This window comes from Streptomyces sp. NPDC048142 (genome assembly GCF_043202835.1).
Classification (GTDB): Bacteria; Actinomycetota; Actinomycetes; order Streptomycetales; family Streptomycetaceae; genus Streptomyces.
This window is the reverse complement of the sequence record NZ_JBIDBC010000017.1, coordinates 60,813-86,581: the sequence shown is the minus strand read 5'-3', so window position 1 is coordinate 86,581 and position 25,769 is coordinate 60,813. Positions and strand designations below refer to the sequence as shown.

Genomic DNA, 25,769 nt, shown 5'->3' with positions numbered 1-25,769 from the left:
CGTCCGGTGGTGGGGTCTTGGGAGCCCCGTACGACCGGCAGGACACCCCCTCGCGCCGCTCTTCGGGGCGCCGGGGGCCGCTCAGTCCGCCGGGCGGGCGAGTGCGGTGGCCAGGTCATCGAGGGCGGCTTCGGCGTCGGATGCGGAGACGGTGCCGGAGGCGAGGAAGGCGAAGGCGAGCAGCCGGCCCCGCGGGTCGACGACGGTCCCGGCGAGGGAGTTGACGCCGCTGAGGGTGCCGGTCTTGCCGCGGATCAGTCCGGTGCCTTCGGAGTCCTGCCCGTAGCGGCTGCCGAGGGTGCCGCTGAAGCCGGCGACCGGGAGGCCGGTGAGGACCGGGCGCAGTCCGGGGCGGCCGGGGTCGGCGGCGCGGGCGAGCAGAGCGGTGAGGAGGGCGGGGGTGACCCGGTCCCGGCGGTCCAGGCCGCTGCCGTCGGCGAGGCGGGCGCCGGCCACCGGGACCCCCAGCTTCTTCAGTTCGTTGGTGACGGCGCGGCGGGCTCCGGCGAAGTCGGCGCTCTCGCCCTTGGCGATGGCGGTCTGCCGGGCGAGGGCCTCGGCGAGGTCGTTGTCGCTGTTGGTGAGGGTGCGCTCGACGAGGGCGGAGAGCGGGGCGGAGCGGTGGGTGGCGACGGTACGGGCGTCGTCGGCCGGGCGGGCCTCGCGGGGCTCGCCGGTGACCTTGACGCCGGCCTTCGTCAGCTGTGCGGCGAAGGCGCGGGCGGCGTCGCCCGCGGGGTCCTCGGTCCGCTCGGCGGGGCCGCGGTCCGTGTCGTCGAGGCGGCCCTCGTCGACCATCAGGGCGGTGACGGGGGCGATGTTCACGTTGGGGCTGATCGGGTGGAGCACGGGGCCGGTGTAGCGGGAGGTGTCGTAGGCCAGCCGTACGGAGTCCTCGCCGTCCTCGCGCAGGGCCTCGGCGGCGTCGGCGGCCATCGAGCGCAGGGCCGCCTCGCTGAGCGTGGGGTCGCCGCCGCCGACGAGGGTGAGGGTGCGGGAGTCGGGGGACAGCGCGGCGGTGGTGGCGATGCGGTGGCCGGGGCCCAGCACGGAGAGCGCGGCGGTGGTCGTGGCGATCTTGATGGTGGAGGCCGGGGTGAGGGGGGTGCCGGCGCCGTGACCGTACAGCTGCTCGCCGGTGGCGGTGTCGATGACGGACGCGGCGACCTCGGTGCCCAGTGCGGGCACGCCGATGAGCGGGGCGAGCGTGTCGCGGAGTGCGGCGGGGCCCTGGGGGGAGTCGTGGGTGGTGGTGCCGAGGGCGGGCAGGACGGGCGGGGCGCTGGGGGCCGGGCGGGGGCCGTCGGGCGTCGGGCGGCCGTGATGTGCGCCACCTGTACGGTCCGCGGTGACTGCCAGTGCCCGCTCGGCCTTACGCTGACCGTTGTCCCAGGGGCCGGCGGCGAGGACGGCGCCGGCGGCGACGACCAGGCCGAGCGTGGCGGAGCCTGCGATGACCTGCCAGGCGTACGACCCGTTGTGTCTTTTCTTCAGGACCTTCAGCCTGCCCCACGGGTCCGACGGGCGCATCGACGGTCTTTCCACCGGCTCGGCCACCGTTGACCAGCCCCTTTCGCGAGCACTCTTCTGCGTGGGGGACACTTAATCACCAGTCGTATGTGTTGATCATGGAGGAGCCACCCGTGGAGTTCGACGTCACCATCGAGATCCCGAAGGGTTCGCGGAACAAGTACGAGGTGGACCACGAGACCGGTCGGATCCGCCTGGACCGTCGACTCTTCACCTCGACCAGCTACCCGGCCGACTACGGCTTCGTCGAGAACACCCTCGGCGAGGACGGCGACCCGCTGGACGCGCTGGTCATTCTGGACGAGCCGACCTTCCCCGGTTGCCTGATCAAGTGCCGTGCCATCGGCATGTTCCGGATGACCGACGAGGCGGGCGGCGACGACAAGCTGCTCTGCGTCCCGGCGTCGGACCCGCGGGTGGAGCACCTGCGCGACATCCACCACGTGTCGGAGTTCGACCGCCTGGAGATCCAGCACTTCTTCGAGGTCTACAAGGACCTGGAGCCGGGCAAGTCCGTCGAGGGCGCCGACTGGGTCGGCCGTACCGAGGCGGAGGCCGAGATCGAGGCCTCGTACAAGCGTCTTGAGGCGCAGGGCGGCGCCCACTGACGTCCAGCTTCCGGTTCCGTTTGTGAGCCGGACGGCCGTCCCCGAACGGGCGGCACACCTTCGCGGGTGTGCCGCCCGTTTCGCTGTCCGCACTTCTGCGCGTACGGGGCCATGCCGGTGGCCATACTGGGCAGGCGTGCGGCGGGACACCTGCCCAGGAACGTGTGGTCGAGGAGGAACGAGGTCGAGTTGTGGCGGAATCGGGCGGTCCCGAGGACCAGAAGCCCCAGTCCGACGAGGCGCGGAGCGCTTTCGCCCCGCCCCCGGGGACGAGTCATCCGGCGTCGCCGCCCGAGGAGGACCATCCGACGTCGGAGTTCGCGCTGCCGACCGGTGTGCACCAGGAACCGAGCGGTCCGGCCCCGTCGGGCGGCGGCTCGGGGGGCGGTACGGGCTCCGACACGCTGAGTTCCGCTTTCACCCCGCCGAGCACGTACAAGGCCCAGCAGGCGCCGCCCGCGTTCACCCCGGCGCAGGGCATCCCGATGATCAGGCTGACCAAGGAGGCGCCCTGGCAGGACCGGATGCGCACGATGCTGCGGATGCCGGTGACCGAGCGACCCGCCCCGGAGACGATCCAGCGCACCGATGACGAGACGGGTCCCGCCGTGCCGCGCGTGCTCGACCTGACGCTGCGTATCGGGGAGCTGCTGCTGGCGGGCGGTGAGGGCGCCGAGGACGTCGAGGCGGCGATGTTCGCGGTGACCCGGTCCTACGGTCTCGACCGCAGTGAGCCGACGGTCACGTTCACGCTGCTGTCCATCTCGCACCAGCCGTCGCTGGTCGACGACCCGGTGACGGCGAGCCGTACGGTACGCCGCCGGGGCACCGACTACACCCGTCTGGCGGCCGTGTTCCGGCTGGTCGACGACATCACGAGCACGGACACCGAGGTCTCGCTGGAGGAGGCCTACCGGCGGCTCGCGGAGATCCGCCGTAACCGCCACCCGTACCCGGGCTGGGTGCTGACGGCGGCCGCCGGGCTGCTGGCCGGTTCGGCTTCCGTGCTGGTCGGCGGCGGGATGCTGGTGTTCGTCGTGGCGGCGGCGGGCGCGATGCTCGGCGACCGTCTGGCGTGGCTGTGCGCCGGGCGGGGGCTGCCGGAGTTCTACCAGTTCACGGTGGCCGCGATGCCGCCCGCCGCGATGGGGGTGGCGCTGACGCTGACCCATTCGACGGACATCCGCCCGTCCGCGGTGATCACCGGTGGACTGTTCGCGCTGCTGCCGGGGCGGGCGCTGGTGGCGGGGGTACAGGACGGGCTGACCGGTTACTACATCACCGCCTCGGCCCGGCTCCTGGAGGTCATGTACTTCTTCATCGGGATCGTCGCGGGCGTGCTGATCATCCTGTACCTGGGGCTGCAGCTGGGGGCCCAGCTCAACCCCGAGGCCCAGTTCATCGCCAACGACCGGCCGGTGCTGCAGATCCTGGTGTCGATGACGCTGAGCCTGGCCTTCGCGGTGCTGCTCCAGCAGGAGCGGTCGACGGTACTGGCGGTCACCCTCAACGGCGGCGTGGCCTGGATCGTCTTCGGGGCGATGGCCCGGACCGGGGGCCTCTCGCCGGTCGCGGCGACGGCGGTGGCGGCCGGGCTGGTGGGGCTGTTCGGCCAGCTGTTCTCGCGCTACCGGTTCACTTCCTCGCTGCCGTACATCACGGCGGCGATCGGGCCGCTGCTGCCCGGCTCGGCGACGTACTTCGGTCTGCTGGGCGTGGCCCAGAACGAGGTGAACCGGGGCCTGACCTCGCTGTCGACGGCTGTCGCGACGGCGCTGGCCATCGCGATCGGGGTGAACCTGGGGAGCGAGATCTCCCGGCTGTTCATGGGGGTGCCGGGCGCGGTCGGCGGGGCGAGCCGCCGGGCGGCGAAGCGGACCCGGGGGTTCTGAGGAAGCGGCGGTCTCGTCCGTTCCGCCTGCCGACCCCTCCTCGTACGGCCACCGCGGCGAGGTGCCGTAGCTGTCGTCGTGCGCCCGCCAGGGATGACGGGACAGCCCTTAGGATGGTCGCCTGCTCCCCTCAAGGCCGAGGGCCGAACCATGGCCGAGAGCCCACAGTCGAAACAGGAGATCATGGCGAAGCCATCCGGCCACCACGTCTTCAACGCCTTCCGTGGCGCTCTCATCGGCACCGCGGAGGCCGTCCCCGGCGTCAGCGGCGGCACCGTCGCGCTGATCACCGGCGTGTACGAGAAGCTGATCGACGGTGCCGGTCACATCACCAGCGCGCTGCGCATGGGCGCGTCCGACCTGCCCCGCGGCCGCGGGGCCGCGCGCGCCAGGGCCGAGCTGAGGAACGTCGACTGGACGGTCCTGCTTCCGCTCCTGGCGGGCATGGCGGTGGCCCTGGTGCTCGCGGCCAAGCTGATCGCGCCCCTGGTCGAGGAGCACCCCCAGTCCGCCTACGCCCTGTTCTTCGGTCTGGTGCTGGCCTCCCTGTGGGTGCCGTACTCGGGCTCGGGAAGGCGCTGGACCGTCGGGAACTACGCGCTCTGCGTGGTCGTCGCGCTGGGCGCCTTCACCCTGACGGGGCTGCCGCCCGGCGAGATGCCGACCCACCCCGTGGTGGTCGCGCTGGCCGGCTCGATCGCGATCTGCGCGCTGGTCCTTCCCGGTATCTCCGGCTCGTTCCTGCTGCTGACCATGGGCCTGTACGAGCCGACGATCGAAGCCGTCAACGAGCGTGACTTCGGCTATCTCGCAGCCTTCGCGCTGGGCTGTGCTGTGGGGCTCGCGCTCTTCGTCAAGCTGCTGAAGTGGCTGCTGGCGAACTACCACCACATGACGCTGGTCGTGATGACCGGTCTGATGGCTGGTTCACTGCGCGCGCTGTGGCCCTGGCAGGACGATGACCGCGGGCTGCTCGCCCCCAGCGGCTCGGTCGGCCTGACCTGCGCTCTGTTCGCGCTCGGCGCCGCCGTGGTGATCGCTGTTCTGGTGGTGGAGCACCGGGCTCAGGGCAAGAAGGCGGAGCCGTCGGCCGCCGCACCGAAGCGCGGTCGGCACGCGCGCGTCAGCTCGGGCTCCGGGCGGGACTGAGCCCGGTCACCTCAGGCTCCGGGCGGGGCTGAGCCCGGCCCGACGAGCCCCTGGGGCAGGGCATCCGCCGGCGGACCGTCGCCGCCCGCCGCCTCGGCGGCAGCGGCCTTCTTGCCCTGGCTGCGGGCCCTGAGGACCTCGATCACGATCGGCACCACGGAGATGAGCACGATCAGGACGAGGATCTTCTCGATGTGCTCGTGCACGAAGTCGATCTTGCCGAGCATGGCGCCGAGCGCGGTGACGCCGACGCCCCACAGGAGCGCGCCGACGACGTTGTAGATGACGAACAGGCGGTAGTTCATCCGGCTGACGCCCGCGATGATCGGTGTGAACGTGCGGACGATGGGCACGAAGCGCGCCAGGACCAGGGACTTCGGGCCGTGCTTCTCGAAGAACTCGTGGGCCTTTTCCACGTTCTCCTGCTTGAAGAGACGGGAGTCCGGGCGCTTGAAGAGGGCCGGGCCGACCTTGCGGCCGAAGAGATAGCCCACCTGGTCGCCGAGGATCGCGGCGATGGCGATCAGGGTGCAGACGAGCCACAGCGGATACTTCAGCTGCCCCGTGGTCACCAGCAGCCCCGTGGTGAACAGCAGGGAGTCGCCGGGCAGGAAGAAGCCGATCAGGAGTCCGGACTCGGCGAACACGATGAGGAGGAGGCCGGGGAGGCCGAACGTGTTGAGCAGATAGTCCGGGTCCAGCCAGCTCGGGCCGAGGGCAAGCGTATTCAAGGGTCCAGACTCCAGGGTGACGTGGGTGATGGAGGCCGCGCGGCAACCGAAGCTACCGACGCCCGGTGAACACCCTTGGTTCCGGTGGCGCACAGCGGGAATGCGCATCCTGCGGAGTAAGCCGAAGCTGATCGCAGGAGGTGCCACGAACATGGGCATTGAGGAATTCGGCGGCGGGCAGACCGCCCAGGCGGACGTGCTGGTCGTCACCACAAACGACGTACCGGGGTATCAGGTGACGCAGGTCATCGGTGAGGTCTTCGGGCTGACCGTGCGGTCGCGCCACCTCGGCAGCCAGATCGGCGCCGGGCTGAAGTCGATGATCGGCGGCGAGCTGAAGGGACTGACCAAGACGCTGGTCGAGACCCGCAACCAGGCGATGGAGCGGCTCGTGGAGCAGGCGCGGGCCCGGGGCGCCAACGCGGTCCTGATGATGCGCTTCGACGTCACCGAGGCGGCGGACGTCGGCACGGAGGTCTGCGCGTACGGGACGGCGGCGGTGATCAGCAAGGTGTGACGCCGCCCTCCTGGTGACCAGGACGGCCCTGGCGGGCGGGAGGGGACACGGCTCCCCCGAGGCCGCCGGGACCACCAGGACCGCCATTGAGGCGGTCTCTTCGTTTCGTCGCCCCAGGGTGAGCCGGTGGCCCCACTTCCCCCGCCCCCCCCACACACACGCCCTCACCCCCGCCGTCACGGAGAAGGCCCCGTCCGGCGCGCCGGACGCACCCGATCTCCGTATCGTTCTATTCGTGCGCTTTAGAACCGTTCCGCACGAATAGAACACTTCTGTATCGATACTGCTTCGACGGAGGCCCTCCGCATGCCCACACCCGTCAACGTCGCCGTCATCTACTACTCCTCCACCGGCACCGTCGCCACGATCGCGAAGGCCATCGCCGGGGACGCGGAGCGGGCCGGGGCGCAGGTGCGGCTGCGCCGGGCGGCGGAGCTCGCCCCGCAGGCGGCCATCGACTCCAACCCGGCGTGGGCCGAGAACGTGGCGAGGACCGCGGACATCCCCGAGGTCTCGCAGGACGACATGGCGTGGGCGGACGCGGTGATCTTCGGTTCGCCGACCCGGTACGGGAACGTCACCGCCCAGCTGAAGCAGTTCATCGACACGCTCGGCGGTATGTGGCAGGCGGGGCAGCTCGCCGACAAGGTCTACAGCGGCTTCACCTCCAGCTCCACCGCCCACGGCGGCCAGGAGTCCACGCTGCTCGCGCTCTACAACACGATCCATCACTTCGGCGGGATCCTCGTCGCGCCCGGGTACACCGACCCCACGAAGTTCGTCGACGGCAACCCGTACGGCACCTCCCACGTCGCCGGGCAGGGCGACATCCCGGTCGGCGAGCAGACGCTGACCGCCGCACGGGTGCAGGCCGAGCGGGTCGTGAAGTTCACCCGGGCGATCAAAGCGGGCCTGGCAGCCTAGGGGGTGTCCGACGGATCAGGGCCGGGCAGGGCGCGGCGTCCGGTGCGGTGCATCGCAAGGCGTCGGAGCGTCCTCATCGCGGAGCGATTCGGGCGTTTCGGCAACGCGGCGAGGTGCCGCACCAGGCGTCGTGACCCCGGTCATGATCCGCCGGACACCCCCGAGAACTGACCCCCGCCCACCGCACCGGCCAAGCGAAGGACTTCCCCCATGCCGCTCCACCGAGGCGCTCACCCGGAGCAGGACGAACCCTCCGAGGAGCGGCGCAGGCTCGCCCTGAACCCGTTCTTCGGCGAGGCGGACCCGACGGCCGCGATGAACACCGCGCCGCCCCGGCACCGGCTGCCCGACAAGCCACTGCCGCCGATGACGGCGTACCGGCTCGTCCACGACGAGCTGATGCTCGACGGCAACTCCCGGCTCAACCTGGCCACGTTCGTCACCACCTGGATGGAGCCGCAGGCCGGCGTCCTGATGGGCGAGTGCCGGGACAAGAACATGATCGACAAGGACGAGTACCCGCGCACCGCCGAGCTGGAGCGGCGCTGTGTCGCGATGCTCGCCGGCCTGTGGAACGCGCCCGATCCGCGGGCGGCCGTGGGGTGTTCGACCACCGGGTCGAGCGAGGCGTGCATGCTCGCGGGGCTCGCCCTGAAGCGGCGCTGGGCGAAGCGGAACGCGGACCGCTATCCGGCGACGGCGCGGCCCAATCTGGTGATGGGCGTCAATGTGCAGGTCTGCTGGGAGAAGTTCTGCACCTTCTGGGAGGTGGAGGCCCGGCTCGTACCCATGGAGGGCGAACGGTTCCACCTCGACCCGGAGGCCGCCGCCGAGCTCTGCGACGAGAACACCATCGGGGTCGTCGGGGTTCTCGGCTCCACCTTTGACGGGTCCTACGAGCCGATCGCGGAGCTGTGCGCGGCCCTGGACGCCCTCCAGGAGCGCACCGGCCTCGACATCCCCGTCCATGTGGACGGGGCGTCCGGCGCGATGGTGGCGCCCTTCCTCGACCCGGACCTGGTATGGGACTTCCGGCTGCCGAGGGTGGCGTCGATCAACACCTCGGGCCACAAGTACGGCCTCGTCTACCCGGGGGTCGGCTGGGCGCTGTGGCGTACGGCGGACGCGCTGCCGGAGGAGCTGGTCTTCCGGGTCAACTACCTGGGCGGCGACATGCCGACGTTCGCGCTGAACTTCTCCCGGCCCGGGGCGCAGGTGGTCGCGCAGTACTACACGTTCCTGCGCCTCGGGCACGACGGCTACCGGGCGGTCCAGCGGGCCTCCCGGGACGTGGCCTGCTCCCTGGCCCGCGCGGTGGAGGCGCTGGGCGACTTCCGGCTGCTCACCCGGGGCGACGAGCTGCCGGTGTTCGCCTTCACGACGAACAGCGACGTCCACGCGTACGACGTGTTCGACGTCTCACGCCGGCTGCGGGAGCACGGCTGGCTGGTGCCCGCGTACACCTTCCCCGCCAACCGGCAGGACCTGTCGGTGCTGCGGGTGGTGTGCCGCAACGGCTTCTCCTCCGACCTGGCCGAGCTGCTGGTCGAGGACCTGAAGCTGCTGCTGCCCGAACTGCGGGCCCAGAAGCACCCGCTGAGTCACGACCGGTCGACCCCGACGGCCTTCCACCACTGAGCCCGCCTACCGGCCGACGCACGCGAACCTGCCGACCGGCAGCGGGAGCAACAACGCGAACAGCGGCTTCCCCCGGGTCTCAGGAGGGGGGCCGTCCCGTCTTCGGGTCCGTCCCGTCTTCGGGTCCGGGTCCGGCGGAGGCCCGTCGGTCCGTGATTGATCTCGCTCGCGCGAAGGGCTGTTCGCGCGAGTCAACGCGGTGTGGGGCCGTGACCATGGGGCTCGCATCCGGCTCATATATCGTCTGCCGATATCGGAGTCCGTAGAGCGTGCGGCCTCATGTCGCCGAGGAGTATGCCCATGAGCAAGCCATCGACCTCCGGCAGCGCCCCGGAGGAGTTGCGGCGGACGCTCGGCGTGCCCGACGCCGTCATGATCGGTCTGGGGTCGATGATCGGCGCCGGGATCTTCGCCGCGCTCGCCCCGGCGGCGCGCGCGGCCGGCTCCGGGCTGCTGATCGGTCTGGCCCTGGCCGCCGTGGTCGCCTACTGCAACGCCACCTCCTCCGCCCGGCTGGCCGCCCGGTATCCGGCTTCGGGCGGCACGTACGTGTACGGCAGGGAGCGCCTCGGTGAGTTCTGGGGCTACCTGGCGGGCTGGAGCTTCGTCGTCGGCAAGACGGCCTCCTGCGCGGCGATGGCGCTCACCGTCGGCTCGTACGTGTGGCCGGGGCAGGCGCACGCCGTCGCGGTCGCCGCCGTGGTGGCGCTCACCGCGGTGAACTACGCCGGGGTCCAGAAGTCCGCGTGGCTGACCCGGGTCATCGTGGCCGTGGTCCTGGCGGTCCTCGCCGCCGTCGTGGTCGCCGCCCTCACCTCCGGCACGGCGGACGCGGCCCGGCTGGACGTCGGCTCCGACGCCACCGTCAGCGGGGTGCTCCAGGCGGCGGGGCTGCTGTTCTTCGCCTTCGCCGGGTACGCGCGCATCGCCACCCTGGGCGAGGAGGTCCGCGACCCGGCCCGCACCATCCCGCGGGCCATCCCGATCGCGCTGGGCATCACCCTCGTCGTCTACGCCGTGGTCGCCGTCTCCGTCCTGACGGTGCTGGGACCGGACGGCCTGGCCGACGCGGCGGCGCCGCTGTCGGAGGCCGCGCGGGCCGCGGGCGCCGACTGGCTCGTTCCCGTCGTCCGCGTCGGTGCGGCCGTCGCCGCACTGGGCTCCCTGCTCGCCCTGATCCTCGGCGTCTCCCGCACCACCCTGGCGATGGCCCGCGACCGGCATCTGCCCCACGCCCTGGCCGCCGTCCACCCGCGGTTCAAGGTGCCGCACCGTGCCGAGCTCCTCGTCGGCGCCGTCGTGGCCGTGGCCGCCGCGACCGGTGACCTGCGCGGCGCGATCGGCTTCTCCTCCTTCGGGGTCCTCGTCTACTACGCCGTCGCCAACGCCTCCGCCTGGACCCTCACCCCCGACGAAGGCCGCCCGAACCGCCTGATCCCCGCCGTCGGACTGGCCGGCTGCCTCGTCCTGGCCTTCGCCCTGCCCGTCTCCTCGGTCGTCTCCGGGGCCGCGGTGGTCGCGCTGGGCGCCGCCGTCCACGCCGTACGCCGAGCCCTCACCGCGCGGGGCTGACCCGCTGCCCCGGCCGTCCCCCCCACCCGGGTGAACGGCCGGGCCGCCTGGTGTCCCCGCCCCGGGAACCACCGGACAATGTCCGCACCCGACCGAGGCGAGGTACGAGTGCCGTGACCCAGTTCCAGCAGCGTCCGATGGGCACGAGCGCACCGGGCGCCGTCGTCCTCATCCGCCTCTACGTCGGCGCGGTCTTCCTGTCCGAGGGCGTCCTGAAGTTCCTGCGCCCCGACGCGCAGGGCACCGGCCGCTTCGACCGGGCCGGCATCCCCGCCCCCGGCTTCCTCGCACCGCTCGACGGCATCTTCGAGATCGTGTGCGGCGTGCTGATCCTCGCCGGTCTCCTGACCCGGCTCGCCGTCGTACCGATGATTGTGAACATGCTCGGCGCGCTGCTGATCACGAAGCTGCCGATCCTGTGGGGGAACGCTCCGCTGTTCGCCGGGAAGTCCGGCTGGTGGGACCTGGCCCACGAATCGCGCACCGACCTCGCACAGCTGTGCGGGAGCCTGTTCCTGCTCCTCGTCGGCGCCGGTGTCCACTCCCTCGACGCCCGCCTTGCCCGCGCCGACTCCGCCGTCCCGTCCGGGACGGCAGTGCCACAGGGCTGATCAGGGCGCGTCGTCGCCCAGGACCTCGCGGGCCAGCTCCACCAGGGCCCTGCGGTCCTCCGCCAGGGCCTGCTTCCCGGCCTCGGTCGCCCGGTAGACGCGGCGGGTGCGGCCGTCGACCACTCGCTGCTCCGAGGTCAGCAGGCCGTCGGACTCCAGCCGGTGCAGCGTCGGATACAGCGTGCCGGGGCTGATCCTGTAGCCGTGGGAGGCCAGCTCCTCGGTCATCCACGCGCCGTGGATCTCCTCCTCGGCCGCGTGATGCAGGATGTGCAGCCGCACCGCGCCCCGCTGGAACTCCCGCACCCTGGCCCACCTCCGGCAGTGACGAAACCGATGTCGGCTCCCGATCCTAGCGGTCCGGGCTGACCGGAGCTGTCCGAGCTGACCCGGCTGTCCGAGCTGACCGAGTCGACCCGGTGGTCCGGCGTGGGCCGGTGAAGGGGAAAGCCTTCGTCGAGCTTGGTCAGTCGCGGTCCCCGGGATCGGGGACACCGGTGGCGAACGGGTTCTCCTCGCCCTCGGCGAGCACCCCGACGAACGGGTCCCCCTCGCCCGCGAAGGTGTACGCCCCGCCCTCGATACGGGCGATCAGTCCCCGGGTCCACTCCGCGCCGCTGTCGGCCGAATGCACCCACAGGTTCATGATCTCGCCGATGTGGCCGAGGGATTCGGGCCCGCCCTCGGGCGTGTAGTACCCGGTGACCGAGTCCCGCCACTCCCTGATGCCCTCGATCCGCTCCTTGAGCAGCGCGACCGCCTCCTCACGGGGCAGGTCGACGATGAACCCGATCGCCGCCGAGAGGACGTCCATGTTCCGGTCGTAGGAGCGGATGGCGTCACGCAGCAGGGTGCGGTACTCCGCCAGCCCCTCGTCCGTGACCTCGTACTCCGTACGCGGCGGGCCGCCGGCCGTGGAGGGGGCCGTCTCGTGCGCGAGGAGCAGTCCCTGCTTCGTCATCTGCTTCAGGGCGTGGTAGATCGACCCGGGCTTGGCGTTGGACCACTCGTGCGCGCCCCAGTACTCCAGGTCGTTGCGGACCTGGTAGCCGTGCGCGCGGCCGTGCATACGCACGGCGCCGAGGACCAGCAGCCGGATCGCGGACATGGCACCCCTCTCCCTATTCAACTTTGACTAGGGTAGCCCGCCCGTCTGCGGATGCCTTCGCGCCGGCCTGCCCGGTGTCCGGGAGAGCAGCGGGAGCAACCGGAGCAGCGGGAGGGCAGCGGGAGCGGGAGAGCCCTCGTCGGGAAGCTCAGAACGGGAAGACCGAGCGGCCGTGCTGGATCGACATCCACTTCTGTGTGGTGAACGCCTCCACCACGGCCTCACCGTTCAGCCGTCCCACCCCGGACATCTTCTCGCCGCCGAACGCGACCAGCGGATCGTCCTGCACGGTGGAGTCGTTGACGTGGAACATCCCGCTGACGATGCGCTGGGCGAACCTCACCCCGCGCTCCGCGTCCCGGGTGTGCACCGCGCCGCTGAGTCCGTACGGGCTCTCGTTGACGATCCGCGCGGCCTCCTCCTCGCCGTCGAACGTCATCAGCAGGGCCACCGGGCCGAGGATCTCCTGCGTCAGCAGCGGGGAGTCCTCCGCGAGGCCGGTGAGGACGGTCGGCCCGACGACGTTGCCGACGGTCCGGCCCCGTACGAGCGCCGTCGCGCCGTCCGCGACGGCCCGTTCGACGAGGGCGTCCAGGGCGTCCGCCTGGAAGGCGTTGATGACCGGCCCGATCCGGGTCTCCGGGTCCCTCGGGTCCCCGGTCGCGAGCGCGGCCACCTCGGCGGTGAACCGCTCCGTGAACTCCGCCGCCACCGACCGGTCCACCAGGATCCGGTTGGCCGCCATGCTGACCTGCCCCTGGTGCAGGAAGCGGCTGAAGACCGCCGCCCGGACCGCGTAGTCGACGTCGGCGTCCTCCAGCACCACCAGGGCGCTGTTGCCGCTCAGTTCGAGGACGGTCCGCTTGAAGGCGCCCGCCGCGGTGGCGGCGATGTGCCGGCCGACCCGGTCGGAGCCGGTGAACGAGATCACCTTGGGCACGGGGTGCTCGATGAACGCGTCGCCGATCTCGGCGCTGTCGGTGATGACGACGTTGAGCAGCCCGGCGGGCAGCCCGGCGTCCTCGAATATCTTCGCTATCAGTCCGCCGCCGACGACGGGCGCGTTCTGATGGGGCTTCACGACGACCGCGTTGCCGAGCGCCAGGGCGGGTGCGACGGACTTCATCGTCACCAGGAAAGGGAAGTTGAAGGCACTGATGACACCCACGACGCCGACGGGCAGCCGGTAGAGCCGGTTCTCCCGGCCGTCCCCCACGGCGGGCAGCAGCCGCCCGGTGGGCCGCAGCGCCTGGCGGATCGCCTCGCGCAGGAACTCCGTCGCGCTGCGGACCTCGTACCGCGCCCGCGGCCGGGTGCCGCCCAGTTCGTCGATGATCGCCTCGGCGATCTCCTCGGCGCGCTCGCCGGTGATGCGGAGCGCGCGTTCGAGGACGGCACGCCGCTCGTACGGGTTGACGGCCGCCCACTCCCGCTGCGCCCGCTCGGCGGCCCGGTAGGCCCGGTCGACCTCCAGCGCGGTGGCCACGGTGACGGCGGCGAGTTTCTCACCGTTGTAGGGATTGAAATCGATGATGTCCCACGAGCCGCTGCCGGTCAGCCACTCGCCGTCGATGTACTGGTGGGCCAGTTCATGGAAGAAGGACATGCAATCCCTTACTGCAGGCGTTCGCACACTCCTGATGCGATGTCATCGTACTGAGAATTTACGTCAGTTGGAGTAGACCGCGCAGAAGATCGCGGCTCTCTTCCGGCGCGGGACTGTCCCGGGCGAGGCCCGCCATGGCCTTTTCGTACTGCGCGACTTCCTCGGGCTTGTCCAGATAGAGCGCACTCGTGAGCTGCTCCAAATAGACAATGTCCGACAGATCGGATTCCGGGAAACGCAGCATCGTGAAAGAGCCGCTCTCGCCGGCATGACCACCATGACTGAAGGGCATGACCTGAAGCGTGACGTTCGGCTGCTCCGACATATCGATCAGATGCCGCAATTGGGCGCGCATGACGTCGCGTTCGCCGTACGGGCGGCGCAGCGCCGCCTCGTCGAGAACGGCGTGGAACATCGGGGCGCGCTCCGAGACGAGTGCCTTCTGACGCTCCAGGCGCAGGGCCACCCGGCGGTCGATCTCGGCGGGCGAGGCGCCGCGCATTCCGCGCGAGACGACGGCGTGGGCATACGCCTCGGTCTGCAACAGACCGTGCACGAACTGGACTTCATAAATCCGAATGAGGGAGGCCGCACCCTCCAGACCGATGTACGTCTGGAACCAGCCGGGCAGCACGTCTCCGTAACTGTGCCACCAGCCCGCCACGTTGGCCTCGCGGGCGAGGCCGAGGAGGGAGTCCCGCTCCGCCTCGTCCGTGACTCCGTAGAGCGTGAGCAGGTCCTCGACGTCCCTGGCCTTGAAGCTCACCCGTCCCAACTCCATGCGGCTGATCTTCGATTCGGAGGCCCGGATCGAGTAGCCGGCCGCCTCACGGGTGATACCGCGCGACTCCCGCAGTCTCCTGAGCTGAGAGCCCAGGAGGATGCGTCGCACCACCGATCCACTCGACTCGCCTGCCGACACTGGTCCGACCCTCCCCATCGTCTACCTGGCACCCGGAGCCCCCCGGAACCCCGAGTGCCGGATTCTGCCACCAAAACGCTTCAGCCCGTACTCATTCGATTACGGAAATGGGAAGACGTCCGGAAAGCTCCGAAACTGACCTCGGGAAGAAATGCCCCAGAACCACCACGGTATCGGGCAGGTCCGGCGCGTGCACGTGCATCTGCCCTTGCATCTGCCCTGCGCATTCGGAACCATGGCCCTCGCGCACCTGCGTGCTCGTGTTGTGCCGCTGTACCCCCCGCAGTACCGCTACAGGCAGTGCCGCTACAGCCGCGAATCCCGGGAGTGCCTCGTATGGGGACGAATGGATCGACGATGCTCGAGCCGTTACGGCAGGGGCTTCCCCCCACCGACCCCTCAGGGGTTGCCGGATCGGCGTCCTGCGCTCTGCCCGCACACTACGAAGCGGTCGGCGGGGCACGGAAGTTCACCCGGACCACGCTGGAGCGGTGGGAGCTGGGCGACCGTTTCGACGATGTCGCCCTGGTGGTGTCCGAGCTCGTCACCAACGCCCTGCGCCACGCGCTGCCCGGTGATCCGCCCCGGGAGTTCCAGGACCCTCCGGTGCGACTGCATCTGATGCGCTGGACCTCGCGGCTGGTGTGCGCGGTACGCGATCCCAGCCGGGAGAGCCCGGTGGCGGGCGAGGCGGCGGATTCGGCCGAATCCGGCCGTGGCCTGTTCCTGGTGGAATGCGTCAGCGACAGCTGGGGCTGGCACCCCTCCCCCGTACCGCTCGGGGAACTGCCTTCGGGGCCGCTGTACGGCAAGGTGGTCTGGGCCCTCTTCCGGCTGCCGGAAAACGCGAAGCCGGGTTCGTAGGCGCCCCGGTACGGAGTACCCCGGGTCCGGCCCACCGCGGGCCGGACCCGGCGTCGGCCGCCGGTGGCCGGGCGGTCGGAATCGGCCGCCTGTGGCCGGCGGCCGGATCAGCCGCCGCCGGCCAGGTGGTCGAACTCGCCGTCCTTGACGCCGAGCAGCAGCGCCTCGATCTCCGCGGGCGTATAGACGAGAGCGGGCCCGTCGGGGTGCCGGGAGTTCCGCATCGCCACATTCCCTCCGGGCAGCCGGGCGAACTCCACACAGGATCCCTGGGAGTTGCTGTGCCTGCTCTTCTGCCAGACGACTCCGCGAAGCTCTGTGGCCGCCATGCCGTTGTACACGTGGTGCACAGGACGCTCCCCGAGTTACAAAGTGCAAGTGTCAACTAGCTCGGATCATAGCTCTGTTCATATGCCAATGCATGAGCAGATGCACGTGCACGCGCGGTGTTCCTTTGATTACAGCCTTATCCGCTCCGGCCCCACCCCCTGGGAGAGAGACGAACGGCACGCCTATTTCGCTCCCGATCACCGGAGTTGATCCGTACGGACCTTGGTAACGTGACGCGGTCTTTCGACCGGAAAACCGCAAGGGGGAACTCCACGTGACCAGCTCTCTACGCACGGGCGCCGTCATGGTCGCCGGCCTGGCCGTCTCACTGACGCTGACCGCGTGCGGCAGCGACGAGGCGGGCAAGGACTCCGGCGCGGACGCCACGGCGAGCGCCACGTCCGGGGGCGGCGGCGACAACGGCTCGGGGGAGTCCGGCGGCGGCACGGACGCGGCGGCACTGGAGGGCACCTGGGTGGGACTGACGGACGGCAAGAACGTCACGGTGTCCATCACCGCCCGCAAGGTCGCTCTCGTCGCCGACCAGGCCGTCTGCCAGGGCGATGTGCGGGACATGGGCGGCGAGCCGATGCTGGCGCTGAAGTGCACCGGCGGCTCCACCGGCCGCACGATGGGCGCGGTCGACTCCGTCGACGGCGCGAAGCTGGTCGTCGCGTGGGACGGCGGCATCAAGGACACCCTCGCCAAGGCCGACCCGGGCAAGCTGCCGGGCGACCTGCCCTCGCTCCCCGACTTCTCGGACCTGCCCGAGGTCCCCGCACCCTGACGCCGGACGCCGGGGAGCCGCTCAGCTCTCGGCGAGCGTACTGCTGACGCGGGTGGAGCCGCCGCGCTCGTCCAGGGCGCGGGTGAACTCCTCCAGCGCGTCCAGCAGCAGCGCCGCACCCCGGCGCACGACCGGGTCGCCGACCGGTGCCGTGCCGTCCTGTGCCGGTGTGGGCAGGTCCCAGTGGGCCACCGCGTCCACCACCGGCTGCCAGTCGGGGAGCCGCCGCTCCCGTACGGCCCTGGCGCCCTTCTCGGTGGCCCGGCGCAACGCCTCGGCCAGCTGGGCGGCGCCGGGCACCGGGTCGGCCGACCGGGCCGGGAGGTGGGCCTCCAGGACCATCGCGGACCTGCCCAGCTGCGCCAGCGCGTGCTGGGCGTCGGTGGCGGCGGCCCGGGAGATGCCCCGGTGGCGTACGGGTTCGTGCTGGGCGGTCGCCAGCGCCTCCTGCCACGCCACCCGGGCCTCCCGGGTGGCGATCAGGGCGTCCCGGACGTCCTCGGCGCCCTGGGAGGCGGGGTCCGCGTACCGGTCGACGACCGTGGCCGCGTACCGCCCGTCCGCCACCAGCCACTCGGCCAGCCGGTTGCGCAGCCGCGGGGTCTCCCAGGCCGGGTAGAGGGCGTACGAGATCATCGCGAGGAGTCCGCCGACGAGAGTCAGCACGACGCGTTCCGTGACGGTCTGGGACCAGTCGTCGCCGGCCATGCCGAGCAGGAAGACGACGTACGCGGCGACGCAGACCTGGCCGACCGCGTAACCGGTGCGCATCAGCAGATACATCAGCCCGGCGCAGACCACCGCGAGCAGGGCGGAGAGCCGGGCGTCCGGGTGGGCGGTCTGCACGACGGCGGTGGCGAGCCCGACGCCGACCAGGGTGCCGCCGAAGCGGCCCGCGGAACGGGCGTACGTCTGCGAGAACTCGGGCCGCATCACCATGACGGCGGTCATCGGCGCCCAGTAGCCGTGGCCGAGCGGCACGGCCTCGCCCACGAAGTACCCGCAGACGGCGACCACCGCGACCCGGATGGCGTGGCGCATGATCGGCGAGCCGTGGTGCAGCTCGCGGCGCATCGAGGCCAGCACCACCGGGATCAGCTTCAGCAGGGTGGGCCGGTGCCGGGTGTCCGGGGCGAGGCCGGAGGGCACCCCGCCGTCGGTCCCGGTGCCCCGAGCGATCTCCAGGACGTCGTCGAGCAGGGCCGCGAGCCGGTCGGCGGCGCGGCGGGCGGGGCCGACGAGGATCACGTCGTTGTCGGGGGTCTTCAGGACGCCCAGGTCGGTGGCGGAGAGATGGACGGGCTCGCCGTGCCGGACGGCCCGCGCGGCGGCGTCCAGGACCGAGCCGGCCGCGCCCAGCAGCTCGTTCACCCAGAGCCGCTCCAGACCATCGCCCGGCACCCCCATCGCCGGGTCCGCGAGCGAGGCGAGCACCGGGCGCAGCCGCTCGGCGACGCCCCGGGCCCCGTGGAGTTCGGCGGGGCGGCGACGGGCCTCGCGCGGGGTGACGGCGGCGGCGCTGCGAGCGGTCATCAGGGGCAGCGGGTCGAAGGCGGCCACCGGGTCGTGCCGCAGCCGCCGGGCGTAGTCGGCCTCGGCGGCCAGCGCGTCGGCGAGCGCGTCGCGCTGCGCGCCCCATCTGCGGACCGGGAAGAGGACGATGAGCGCCGCCTGCACGAAGCCGCCGGCGGCGATCATCCCCGCATGGGCGGCGGCGTCCCCGACCGAGGTGGGCAGGGTGATCGTCACCAGCATGATCGCGACGTTGGACGAGGCGATGATGCCGCCCGTGGGGCCTGCGGCCCAGGCGAGACCGGAGAGGAACGTCCAGGCGCCGAGCAGGCACAGGAAGAGCACGACGTGCGCGCCGCTGACATAGCCGACGAACGTCGAGACGGCGAGGCTGACGCCGGAGACCAGGGCGAGGACCGGGCGCGGCCGCCAGCTCCGCTGGAAGGTGGCGATGGCCGCCTGGAACGCGCCGAACGCGGAACTCGCCGCGATCTCCGGCCCGAACAGCACGAGGCCGGCGCCGACGACGAGGGCGAGACCGGCCGCACCGCGCATGGCGACGAGGGGTTCCAGCCTCTGCCGCTCGATCTCCAGCCCCGAGCGGGCGGTCTCCTTCAGCGCCCGGAGCCAGCTCATGGGCCGAGCCTAGCCGCAATACCGGACAAGCCCGACTTAGGCCATGATTTCGCCATCGGGCCCGTGGGGCGAGCCGCTCCCGGGCGCGCCGCCCATGCGGGCCCGGTCGGCGGCCTCGGTGCCGTGCGTCCAGCCGTCCAGGTCACTGACACCGCGGACCCGGGTGGTCGTGGTCCGGGGGAACATCCGCCCGGTGGTGTCGGTGACCGCGACGTCCCGGGCGGCCAGCACCGGCAGCAGTTCACCGCTCAGGCCCGCGTCGGTGCCGTCCGCAGCCGCCGTGACCCGCTCGGCGCCGTCGGCGAGCCGGCGGCCGAGCCGCTGGGCGTACCCCATCAGGAACGCCTGCCGGAAGGTCTTGGTCCGCCTGCGTCCCCCGGCGCGCTGCCCGGCCTCCGCCCGGGTCATCGCGGCCGTGCCCTGGACGAGCAGGGAGGTGAAGAGCAGCTCGACGGCCTCCAGGTCCGGCTCGAAGCCGACGACCGTGGTGAAACCGAGGTCGTCGTTCCACACGGCCCGGCACCGGTTCGCGGAGGCGACGGCGTCGAGCAGGATCGCCTTGGCGCTCCCGTACGGGGGCTCCACCCCGATCCGGCAGGCGCCCGGCGTCTCACGGCTCCGCGTCCGGGCGGCGAGGAGGGCCTCGTCGATGCTGTGCCGGGCCATCAGCTCCTGCGCCTTGGTGGTCAGCGCCTCGGCCTCCTCCGGGAAGCCGGTCGCCTCGGCCTTCGCCAGCAGCGCCCGGATCCGGGTGAGCATGCGGGGCTCGTCGGCGGCGGCCGGCCGGTGCAGGTGTTCGGCGGCGGTGCCGGGCGGCGGTCCTACGGGCTCGATGGCGGGCAGCCGCAGCAGCAGCCGGTACAGCTCCAGCAGGTCACCGGCGTAACCGAACCGGTCGGGGCGGTTACGGGGCACGGGCGGCGGAAGCTCGGCGAGCTGCTGCCGCCAGCGGGGCGGGAGCTGTGCGTACCGGGCGGTCTCGGCGGCGATCAGGGTCGCGGCCAGCGCCGCCCGCCGCTCGTCCAGCTCCCGGCGGACGAACCGGACCAGGTCGGCGGGGTGCCAGCCCCGGTCCCACGCCCGGCGGACGAACTCCTCGCCGCGCCGGTGCGCCTCCGCGTCGGCGTCCGGGGCGGCGGCGAGCAGGGACGCGCCGGTGTCCAGGGCGGCGTCGCCCTCCGCGTAGAGGGCCGCCGCACAGGCCCGATCGATCACCGATTCCATCCGGCCAAGGGTAGGCGGCCGCACCGACAGACCGGTCCCCGCCGCCGGACCGGTCCCCGCCGCCTCCCTACGGCAGCAGCACCAGCTTGCCCCGGACGTGGCCGCCCTCGCTCAGGGAGTGGGCGCTCGCGGCGTCGGCGAGCGGGAAGACCTGGGCGATCTCCACCCGCAGCTCACCGGCCTCCGCCAGCCGGGCGTTCTCCGCGAGGCGTTCGGCCGAGGGACTGCCGCCGGAGGAGAAGGCGACGCCCAGTTCCGCGGCGTCCCCGTCGGCGATGGTGACGATCCGGTCGGTCGTGCCGCCGCGCAGCTCGACGGAGGCGGGCAGCGCGCCGCGCCCCGAGGCGTCGAACACCGCGTCCACACCCTCCGGGGCCAGCTCCCGCACCCGTTCGACCAGCCCGTCCCCGTACGCCACCGGGACCGCGCCCAGGACCCGCAGATAGTCGTGGTTGGCCGGGGACGCGGTGCCGAGGACGGTCGCGCCGCGGGCCACCGCGAGCTGTACGGCGACGGAGCCGACGCCGCCGGACGCCCCGTGCAGGAGCAGCGTCTCGCCCTCGGCCACCGCGAGTTCGTCCAGGACCCGGGAGGCGGTGTCGGTCGCGACGGGCAGCGCCGCGGCCTCCTCCCAGGACAGCCCCTCCGGCTTACGGGCGAGGGAGGCGGCCTCGGCCAGCGCCTCGGTCGCGTAGGAGCCGGTGGCGCTCCAGCCGAGGACCTCGTCACCGGGGGCGAACGCGGTGACGCCCTCCCCCGTCTCCTGGACCACCCCGGCGAACTCGGCGCCGGGCGTGGCGGGCAGCGACGTGGGGAAGGCGCCCTCCATCCAGCCGTTCCGGATCTTGTGGTCGAGCGGGTTCACCCCGGCCGCCCGCACCGCGACCCGGACCTGGCCGGGGCCGGGGCGCGGCGGGTCGAGACGCTCCAGGTGCAGGACGCCGGGGCCGCCGAACTCCTCGTACACGATCGCTTCCATGAGGCGATCCTCATGGCTGCGGGGGCGGGCGGCCATTCGGCGCCCCCGCTTCGGAAGCGGTCCCGGGCGGTTCCGGGGCGGTCCCTGCTTCCAAAGCGGTCCCGGTGCGGGTCCCGGGGTGGTTCGGGCCCCGCCTCCGGAGCGGTTCCGGGGCGGTCCGGTGTGGGTCGGGCCGCGCTTCCGGGGCGCTGTCAGTGGCGGGTGCCAGACTCGTACCCATGACCGAACGGTGGGCGGTGGCTGCTGCGGACGGGGGCGGGGCGCTGCTCGCGCCGCTGGCCGGGGACGGCACGCCCGCCGGTCCCGTCGTGGCCGAGCCCGACCTCGTCGAGGCGGTCCGCTCCCGCCCCGGTGTGGCGCGCTGGGTGTGGCGGTCGACCGCCGAGATCTACCCCCGGCTGCTGGCCGCCGGGGTCCGGGTCGAGCGGTGTTACGACATCGAGTGCGCCGAGCTGCTGCTGCTCGGGCACGCCGGGCGGCTCGGCGAGCCCCGGTCGGCGGCCGCCGCGCTGGCCCGGCTGGACAACGCGCCGGTGCCGCCGGACCCGCCCGCCCGGTCCGCCGAACCGGGCGCGCAGTCCTCCCTCTTCGAGCCGTCGTCGGGCCCCGGAGTGCCGTTCGAGGGGCTGCTGCGGGTCTACGCGGACCAGGTGCGCCGCCACGGCACGGCGGAGCACCCGGACCGGATGCGGCTGCTGACCGCGTCGGAGTCGGCGGGGATGCTCGTGGCCGCCGAGATGCACCGGGCCGGGCTGCCCTGGCGCGCCGACGTCCACCGGGAGGTGCTGAACGGACTGCTGGGCGAGCGGTACGCGGGCGGCGGCGAGCCCCGCAGGCTCGCCGAGCTGGCTGACGAGGTGTCGGCGGCGTTCGGCAGAAGGGTCCGCCCCGATCTGCCCGCCGATGTGGTGAAGGCGTTCGCCCAGGCGGGGATCCCGCTGAAGTCGACCCGGCGGTGGGAGCTGGAGGAGCTGGACCATCCGGCGGTCGAGCCGCTGATCGCGTACAAGAAGCTGTACCGGATCTGGACGGCGCACGGCTGGTCCTGGCTCCAGGACTGGGTGCGCGAGGGCCGTTTCCGCCCGGAGTACCAGCCGGGCGGCACGGTCAGCGGCCGCTGGACGACCAACGGCGGCGGGGCCCTCCAGATCCCCAAGGTGATACGGCAGGCCGTCGTCGCCGACGAGGGGTGGCGCCTCGTCGTCGCGGACGCCGACCAGATGGAGCCCAGGGTGCTGGCGGCGATCTCCCGCGACCGGGGCCTGATGGAGGTGGCCGGTCACGACGGCGACCTCTACAAGGCCCTGTCCGACCGGGCGTTCAGGGGTGACCGCGAGCACGCCAAGCTGGCGCTGCTCGGTGCGATCTACGGCCAGACGTCCGGCGACGGGCTGAAGAACCTGGCCGCCCTGCGCCGCCGCTTCCCGCTCGCCGTCGCCTATGTCGACGACGCGGCGCGGGCGGGCGAGGAGGGGCGTGTGGTGCGGACCTGGCTGGGCCGGACCAGCCCGCCGGTCGCGCTGGCGGGCCAGGACGAGGAGGCGGGCATCCCGCAGGAGGGCCCCGAGGGCCCCGGGGCCGGGTCCGACGGCGGACCGGCGCGGGCCCGGGGGCGTTTCACCCGTAACTTCGTGGTGCAGGGCAGTGCGGCCGACTGGGCGCTGCTGCTGCTGGCCGCGCTGCGCCGGACGCTCTTCGAGCAGGGGCTGCGGGCGAGGCTGGTGTTCTTCCAGCACGACGAGGTGATCGTGCACTGCCCGGCCGGGGAGAGTGCCGCCGTGGCCGAGGCGATCCGCGCGGCGGGCGAGCTGGCCGGGCGGACCGCCTTCGGGGAGACGCCGGTGCGCTTCCCTTTCACGACGGCGGTGGTGGAACGGTACGCGGACGCCAAGTGACCGGGGCCCGCGGGAGGTCTGCCGCTGGAGCTTCAGCCACTGCGGGCCGGTGGCGAGGGCGACGGACCGGTCCATGGTGAGCGCCGGCTCCGGGGAGAGCGCAAGAGCGCCCCGTTCACGCGCCGGACGGCGTGAACGGGGCGCGGGCGGTGGTGCGCGCTCGCTGTCCTCGCGTCTACCCGCGTTCCCACAACGCGGGGACCCGCGGCGGCTCCCAGCCCGGCATGGCCAGGTGCGCCTGTAGGCAGCGGTAGGCGACCCCGCCGTACGTCACGCGGTCGCCCGCGCGGTAGGAGGTGCCGGACGACCAGGTGGTCCCCGGCTCGGTGGGCGGGTCGGTGGGCGGGTCGGTCGGGCCGGGCGTCTGGGCGACGTCCAGGACGAAGTCGAAGCTGCCCTGGCGCCCGTTCCCGGCGCTGCGGACGTTCATCAGCAGCTCCGGGTCGAACAGGGCGTCGGTGTTGTTGCGCGGCTCGTTCGGGAAGTACAGCTGGGTGGTGAGGACACGGCCGCCCGGCGCCTGCGCCTTCACGTGGAGGTGCCGCGTACGGCCCGGATAGAGGCCCGGCACGACGGTGGTGAGGCTGAACGACCCGTCCGCCCCGGTGAACTGGTGCCCCCGGAAGGCGAACCGGGCCATGTCGTACGCCCCGTTGGTGTCGGCCTGCCAGAAGTCGAGCAGGGCTCCGGAGACGGGCCGGCAGGCCCGGCCGAAGACGTAGCCGCTCACGGTGAGCGGTACCCCGGGGGTGCCCGGGGTCACCAGGCTGGTGCGGCGCGGCGAATCGGGTTTGAAGTACGGCCCCTCCATCTGCGGTGGGGTCGTGTCGTCGCCGTCGTCGCACTCCGGGGTGGGGGCCAGGGGCCCGTTCCCGGTGGAGGCGGCGTCCCGGGCGAGTGCGACGCCCCCTCCGGCGAGCAGGGGTGCCGCACTCGCGACGAACGCGGCCTTCAGGAGACCTTTGCGGCTGATGCGCCGCCGGTCCCCCGACGCCTCGTCGGACGCGCTCGGGTCATGGGGAGTCGCGTTGCCCATGGGTGGGGTCATGACGGTTTCCTCGGAGTCCTCGGTGCGGGGAGGCGGAGAGGTTCAGGAGGTTCGGTGACGCCGGACGGTCAGTTACATGCGCACGAGCCGGGGCCCGGTGACAGGCGTACGGGCCGGGGCCCGGTCAGATCCGCTGCCAGAGCGCCGGGACGGCCGCGGGGGTCCAGTTGGCCTGGGCCGTGTGTCCCTGGAGGCAGCGGTAGGTCGCTCCGCCGTACGTCACCGTGGCCCCGGTGGCGTACGTGGTGCCGGCCGCCCAGGTGCCGCCCGGCGGGTCGGTGGGCGGGTCGGTCGGCGGGTCGGTGGGCGGATCCGTCGGCCCACCGCTGGTGACCAGGGTCAGCCCGTACGCCTGGAGCAGCGGGTTGAGCGGCTGGAAGTACGTCGTACCGCCGGAGGAGCAGTTGCCCGAGCCGCCGGAGGTGACGCCCTGCGCCTGGTTGCCGGAGATGTACGAGCCGCCGGAGTCGCCCGGTTCGGCGCAGACGCTGGTGCGGGTCACACCGGAGATGGTGCCCTCCGGGTAGGTGACGCTGGTGTTCAGCTGCTGGATGGTGCCGCAGTGCCAGCCCGTGGTGGAGCCGGAGCGGCAGACCGAGGCGCCGACGACGGAGGAGGTGGAGCCGGCGACGGTGACGTCGCCCCGCCCGTAGCCGTTCACCAGCGGACGCGGCGTCCAGTTGGCGTTCGTGGCGACCCAGGCGTAGTCGCGGCCCGGGAAGGTCGAGCCCTGGAAGGTGCCCTGGGCCTGCCGGTTGAAGCCGGTGGTGGTCGTTCCGGCCCGTCCGCAGTGGCCTGCCGTGGCGAAGCCGTTCTGGGTGCCGCGCTTCACCGAGAAGCCGATGGAGCAGCGGCCGGAGCCGTTCATGTAGTACGCGTCGCCGCCCCGCAGGTCGGCGAGGGCGCGGGGCTGCTCGGCGGACCGGGCGACGGTGACGAGGCCGCTGTCGACCCCGGCCGACTTCAGGAACGCCGCTCCGGCCGCGGTGCTCGCGGCGTTCACGACGACCCGGTTGGCCTCGACGTCGACGTACCAGACGGGCACGTCCTTCGGCGCCTTGCGCAGCGCGGCCTTGTCGAGGGCCTCCTTGACCCCTTCGAGCCGGTCCAGGCTGTGGCCGACGACCTCGGCCCTCGCCCCGGCCTCGGTGATCCGGGCAGTCTGGGAGGCGTCGGTGGTGGCGACGGTCAGGGCGGCCTTCGCACCGCTGACCCGGGCTCCGGCGAAGCTGACGCCGAGGGACTTCTCCAGCCCGGCGGCGACGGCGGCGGCGCGGTACTCGTTGGCTATCCGGCTCCGGGCGTCGTCCGCGTCCAGGCCGAGGTCGCGCTCCATGGCGGCCAGCAGTCCGGGCGACAGGCTGTCGGCGGAGACCGGCGGGGCGGTGGTGCCCGCGGGGCCGGCGGACGCCACTCCGGTGAGCCCGGCGAGGGCGAGCGCACCCACGGCCACCGTGGCGGTGCCGGCGACGAGGGCGCGTCTGCGGAGCGTGGTTCTCTCCACGTAACTCTCCTTGGTTCAGGGGGGTGTCCTGATCCGGCGGGGGTTGGTCCGGACCAGGAATTGCCGAAACCGTAGCGGCGGTGACACCCGGCGCAGGAGATCCCGTTCACCCCCCTCCCTCCGCGTTATGGGGCTGCGCGGCGCGTGGTTCGGCCCCCGCCGCGACGGGCGGGCGGCCGATG

Annotated in this window: 23 protein-coding genes; 11 read left to right on the top strand and 12 right to left on the bottom strand. The window is 72.5% G+C overall.

Features of this window, described 5'->3' with window-relative positions; translation table 11 throughout:
• Positions 1 to 81: 81 nt before the first annotated feature.
• Positions 82 to 1,530, bottom strand: coding sequence for a D-alanyl-D-alanine carboxypeptidase/D-alanyl-D-alanine-endopeptidase (gene dacB / locus ACGF2Y_RS21805; protein ID WP_392949907.1), 1,449 nt, complete (start codon positions 1,528 to 1,530; stop codon positions 82 to 84).
• 113 nt (positions 1,531 to 1,643) lie between these two features.
• On the opposite strand from dacB, the gene ACGF2Y_RS21800 reads away from it, so the two are divergent.
• The 3 genes from ACGF2Y_RS21800 to ACGF2Y_RS21790 all read left to right on the top strand — a co-directional run bounded on the left by ACGF2Y_RS21800 (position 1,644) and on the right by ACGF2Y_RS21790 (position 5,179).
• Positions 1,644 to 2,138, top strand: coding sequence for an inorganic diphosphatase (locus ACGF2Y_RS21800; RefSeq protein WP_018959738.1), 495 nt, complete (start codon positions 1,644 to 1,646; stop codon positions 2,136 to 2,138).
• Between the two features lie 191 nt (positions 2,139 to 2,329).
• Complete coding sequence (locus ACGF2Y_RS21795) at positions 2,330 to 4,030, top strand: threonine/serine exporter ThrE family protein (RefSeq protein WP_392949904.1); 1,701 nt, start codon at positions 2,330 to 2,332, stop codon at positions 4,028 to 4,030.
• Between the two features lie 183 nt (positions 4,031 to 4,213).
• A complete protein-coding gene (locus tag ACGF2Y_RS21790) occupies positions 4,214 to 5,179 on the top strand; it encodes a DUF368 domain-containing protein (protein WP_392949901.1) in 966 nt (321 codons plus the stop codon).
• A gap of 11 nt (positions 5,180 to 5,190) precedes the next feature.
• Here the strand turns inward: ACGF2Y_RS21790 and ACGF2Y_RS21785 are convergent, their stop codons facing one another.
• Entirely contained in the window at positions 5,191 to 5,910 is a 720-nt protein-coding gene (locus ACGF2Y_RS21785; protein ID WP_392949898.1) for a DedA family protein, read from the bottom strand.
• Between the two features lie 151 nt (positions 5,911 to 6,061).
• Here ACGF2Y_RS21785 and ACGF2Y_RS21780 point away from each other — a divergent pair, with 151 nt between their 5' ends.
• The 5 genes from ACGF2Y_RS21780 to ACGF2Y_RS21760 all read left to right on the top strand — a co-directional run bounded on the left by ACGF2Y_RS21780 (position 6,062) and on the right by ACGF2Y_RS21760 (position 11,172).
• Positions 6,062 to 6,427, top strand: coding sequence for a YbjQ family protein (locus tag ACGF2Y_RS21780; protein ID WP_019762066.1), 366 nt, complete (start codon positions 6,062 to 6,064; stop codon positions 6,425 to 6,427).
• 306 nt (positions 6,428 to 6,733) lie between these two features.
• Positions 6,734 to 7,351, top strand: a complete 618-nt coding sequence (gene wrbA, locus ACGF2Y_RS21775; RefSeq protein ID WP_392949895.1) for an NAD(P)H:quinone oxidoreductase — start codon at positions 6,734 to 6,736, stop codon at positions 7,349 to 7,351.
• Positions 7,352 to 7,561: 210 nt separating this feature from the next.
• Positions 7,562 to 8,989 (top strand): glutamate decarboxylase, encoded by a 1,428-nt coding sequence (locus tag ACGF2Y_RS21770; RefSeq protein WP_392949893.1) that lies wholly within the window; start codon positions 7,562 to 7,564, stop codon positions 8,987 to 8,989.
• Positions 8,990 to 9,289: 300 nt separating this feature from the next.
• The gene (locus tag ACGF2Y_RS21765) at positions 9,290 to 10,561 is read left to right on the top strand and encodes an APC family permease (RefSeq protein WP_392949890.1); all 1,272 of its coding nucleotides are present in this window, start codon (positions 9,290 to 9,292) and stop codon (positions 10,559 to 10,561) included.
• Positions 10,562 to 10,674: 113 nt separating this feature from the next.
• The gene (locus ACGF2Y_RS21760) at positions 10,675 to 11,172 is read left to right on the top strand and encodes a DoxX family protein (RefSeq protein ID WP_392949887.1); all 498 of its coding nucleotides are present in this window, start codon (positions 10,675 to 10,677) and stop codon (positions 11,170 to 11,172) included.
• On the opposite strand, the gene ACGF2Y_RS21755 is transcribed toward ACGF2Y_RS21760, so the two are convergent.
• The 4 genes from ACGF2Y_RS21755 to ACGF2Y_RS21740 all read right to left on the bottom strand — a co-directional run bounded on the left by ACGF2Y_RS21755 (position 11,173) and on the right by ACGF2Y_RS21740 (position 14,808).
• A complete protein-coding gene (locus ACGF2Y_RS21755) occupies positions 11,173 to 11,478 on the bottom strand; it encodes a PadR family transcriptional regulator (protein WP_392949884.1) in 306 nt (101 codons plus the stop codon).
• A gap of 160 nt (positions 11,479 to 11,638) precedes the next feature.
• Positions 11,639 to 12,280 (bottom strand): PadR family transcriptional regulator, encoded by a 642-nt coding sequence (locus ACGF2Y_RS21750; protein WP_392949882.1) that lies wholly within the window; start codon positions 12,278 to 12,280, stop codon positions 11,639 to 11,641.
• Positions 12,281 to 12,428: 148 nt separating this feature from the next.
• On the bottom strand, positions 12,429 to 13,886 hold the full coding sequence (locus ACGF2Y_RS21745; protein ID WP_392949880.1) for an aldehyde dehydrogenase family protein: 1,458 nt from the start codon (positions 13,884 to 13,886) through the stop codon (positions 12,429 to 12,431).
• Between the two features lie 58 nt (positions 13,887 to 13,944).
• Positions 13,945 to 14,808 carry a helix-turn-helix domain-containing protein gene (locus ACGF2Y_RS21740; RefSeq protein ID WP_392949877.1) on the bottom strand — a complete coding sequence of 288 codons (864 nt, stop codon included), beginning with the start codon at positions 14,806 to 14,808 and terminating at the stop codon, positions 13,945 to 13,947.
• A gap of 357 nt (positions 14,809 to 15,165) precedes the next feature.
• Here ACGF2Y_RS21740 and ACGF2Y_RS21735 point away from each other — a divergent pair, with 357 nt between their 5' ends.
• On the top strand, positions 15,166 to 15,672 hold the full coding sequence (locus ACGF2Y_RS21735; RefSeq protein ID WP_392949874.1) for an ATP-binding protein: 507 nt from the start codon (positions 15,166 to 15,168) through the stop codon (positions 15,670 to 15,672).
• A 107-nt stretch (positions 15,673 to 15,779) separates the two neighbouring features.
• Here ACGF2Y_RS21735 and ACGF2Y_RS21730 read toward each other — a convergent pair whose 3' ends face one another.
• Positions 15,780 to 16,022, bottom strand: coding sequence for a DUF397 domain-containing protein (locus ACGF2Y_RS21730; protein ID WP_392949871.1), 243 nt, complete (start codon positions 16,020 to 16,022; stop codon positions 15,780 to 15,782).
• Positions 16,023 to 16,276: 254 nt separating this feature from the next.
• On the opposite strand from ACGF2Y_RS21730, the gene ACGF2Y_RS21725 reads away from it, so the two are divergent.
• Positions 16,277 to 16,789 (top strand): hypothetical protein, encoded by a 513-nt coding sequence (locus tag ACGF2Y_RS21725; RefSeq protein WP_392949868.1) that lies wholly within the window; start codon positions 16,277 to 16,279, stop codon positions 16,787 to 16,789.
• Between the two features lie 21 nt (positions 16,790 to 16,810).
• Here the strand turns inward: ACGF2Y_RS21725 and ACGF2Y_RS21720 are convergent, their stop codons facing one another.
• From ACGF2Y_RS21720 to ACGF2Y_RS21710, 3 genes are all read right to left on the bottom strand, one after another.
• Entirely contained in the window at positions 16,811 to 18,937 is a 2,127-nt protein-coding gene (locus ACGF2Y_RS21720) for an FUSC family protein (RefSeq protein ID WP_392949866.1), read from the bottom strand.
• Between the two features lie 36 nt (positions 18,938 to 18,973).
• The gene (locus ACGF2Y_RS21715; RefSeq protein WP_392949863.1) at positions 18,974 to 20,161 is read right to left on the bottom strand and encodes a DUF2786 domain-containing protein; all 1,188 of its coding nucleotides are present in this window, start codon (positions 20,159 to 20,161) and stop codon (positions 18,974 to 18,976) included.
• Between the two features lie 67 nt (positions 20,162 to 20,228).
• A complete protein-coding gene (locus ACGF2Y_RS21710; protein WP_392949861.1) occupies positions 20,229 to 21,140 on the bottom strand; it encodes an NADP-dependent oxidoreductase in 912 nt (303 codons plus the stop codon).
• A gap of 218 nt (positions 21,141 to 21,358) precedes the next feature.
• Here ACGF2Y_RS21710 and ACGF2Y_RS21705 point away from each other — a divergent pair, with 218 nt between their 5' ends.
• Positions 21,359 to 23,035 carry a bifunctional 3'-5' exonuclease/DNA polymerase gene (locus tag ACGF2Y_RS21705; protein WP_392949858.1) on the top strand — a complete coding sequence of 559 codons (1,677 nt, stop codon included), beginning with the start codon at positions 21,359 to 21,361 and terminating at the stop codon, positions 23,033 to 23,035.
• A gap of 175 nt (positions 23,036 to 23,210) precedes the next feature.
• Here the strand turns inward: ACGF2Y_RS21705 and ACGF2Y_RS21700 are convergent, their stop codons facing one another.
• A complete protein-coding gene (locus ACGF2Y_RS21700) occupies positions 23,211 to 24,071 on the bottom strand; it encodes a carbohydrate-binding protein (RefSeq protein WP_392950033.1) in 861 nt (286 codons plus the stop codon).
• Positions 24,072 to 24,207: 136 nt separating this feature from the next.
• Positions 24,208 to 25,587 (bottom strand): trypsin-like serine protease, encoded by a 1,380-nt coding sequence (locus tag ACGF2Y_RS21695; protein WP_392949855.1) that lies wholly within the window; start codon positions 25,585 to 25,587, stop codon positions 24,208 to 24,210.
• Positions 25,588 to 25,769 lie beyond the last annotated feature (182 nt).

Bases quoted from the DNA above. Each gene is read 5' to 3' on its own strand.
- dacB (WP_392949907.1), bottom strand. From the start codon at position 1,530: ATGCGCCCGTCGGACCCGTGGGGCAGGCTGAAGGTCCTGAAGAAAAGA.
- ACGF2Y_RS21790 (WP_392949901.1), top strand. From the start codon at position 4,214: ATGGCGAAGCCATCCGGCCACCACGTCTTCAACGCCTTCCGTGGCGCT.
- ACGF2Y_RS21780 (WP_019762066.1), top strand. From the start codon at position 6,062: ATGGGCATTGAGGAATTCGGCGGCGGGCAGACCGCCCAGGCGGACGTG.
- wrbA (WP_392949895.1), top strand. From the start codon at position 6,734: ATGCCCACACCCGTCAACGTCGCCGTCATCTACTACTCCTCCACCGGC.
- ACGF2Y_RS21770 (WP_392949893.1), top strand. From the start codon at position 7,562: ATGCCGCTCCACCGAGGCGCTCACCCGGAGCAGGACGAACCCTCCGAG.
- ACGF2Y_RS21765 (WP_392949890.1), top strand. From the start codon at position 9,290: ATGAGCAAGCCATCGACCTCCGGCAGCGCCCCGGAGGAGTTGCGGCGG.
- ACGF2Y_RS21750 (WP_392949882.1), bottom strand. From the start codon at position 12,280: ATGTCCGCGATCCGGCTGCTGGTCCTCGGCGCCGTGCGTATGCACGGC.
- ACGF2Y_RS21745 (WP_392949880.1), bottom strand. From the start codon at position 13,886: ATGTCCTTCTTCCATGAACTGGCCCACCAGTACATCGACGGCGAGTGG.
- ACGF2Y_RS21735 (WP_392949874.1), top strand. From the start codon at position 15,166: ATGCTCGAGCCGTTACGGCAGGGGCTTCCCCCCACCGACCCCTCAGGG.
- ACGF2Y_RS21720 (WP_392949866.1), bottom strand. From the start codon at position 18,937: ATGAGCTGGCTCCGGGCGCTGAAGGAGACCGCCCGCTCGGGGCTGGAG.
- ACGF2Y_RS21715 (WP_392949863.1), bottom strand. From the start codon at position 20,161: ATGGAATCGGTGATCGATCGGGCCTGTGCGGCGGCCCTCTACGCGGAG.
- ACGF2Y_RS21710 (WP_392949861.1), bottom strand. From the start codon at position 21,140: ATGGAAGCGATCGTGTACGAGGAGTTCGGCGGCCCCGGCGTCCTGCAC.
- ACGF2Y_RS21705 (WP_392949858.1), top strand. From the start codon at position 21,359: ATGACCGAACGGTGGGCGGTGGCTGCTGCGGACGGGGGCGGGGCGCTG.
- ACGF2Y_RS21700 (WP_392950033.1), bottom strand. From the start codon at position 24,071: ATGGGCAACGCGACTCCCCATGACCCGAGCGCGTCCGACGAGGCGTCG.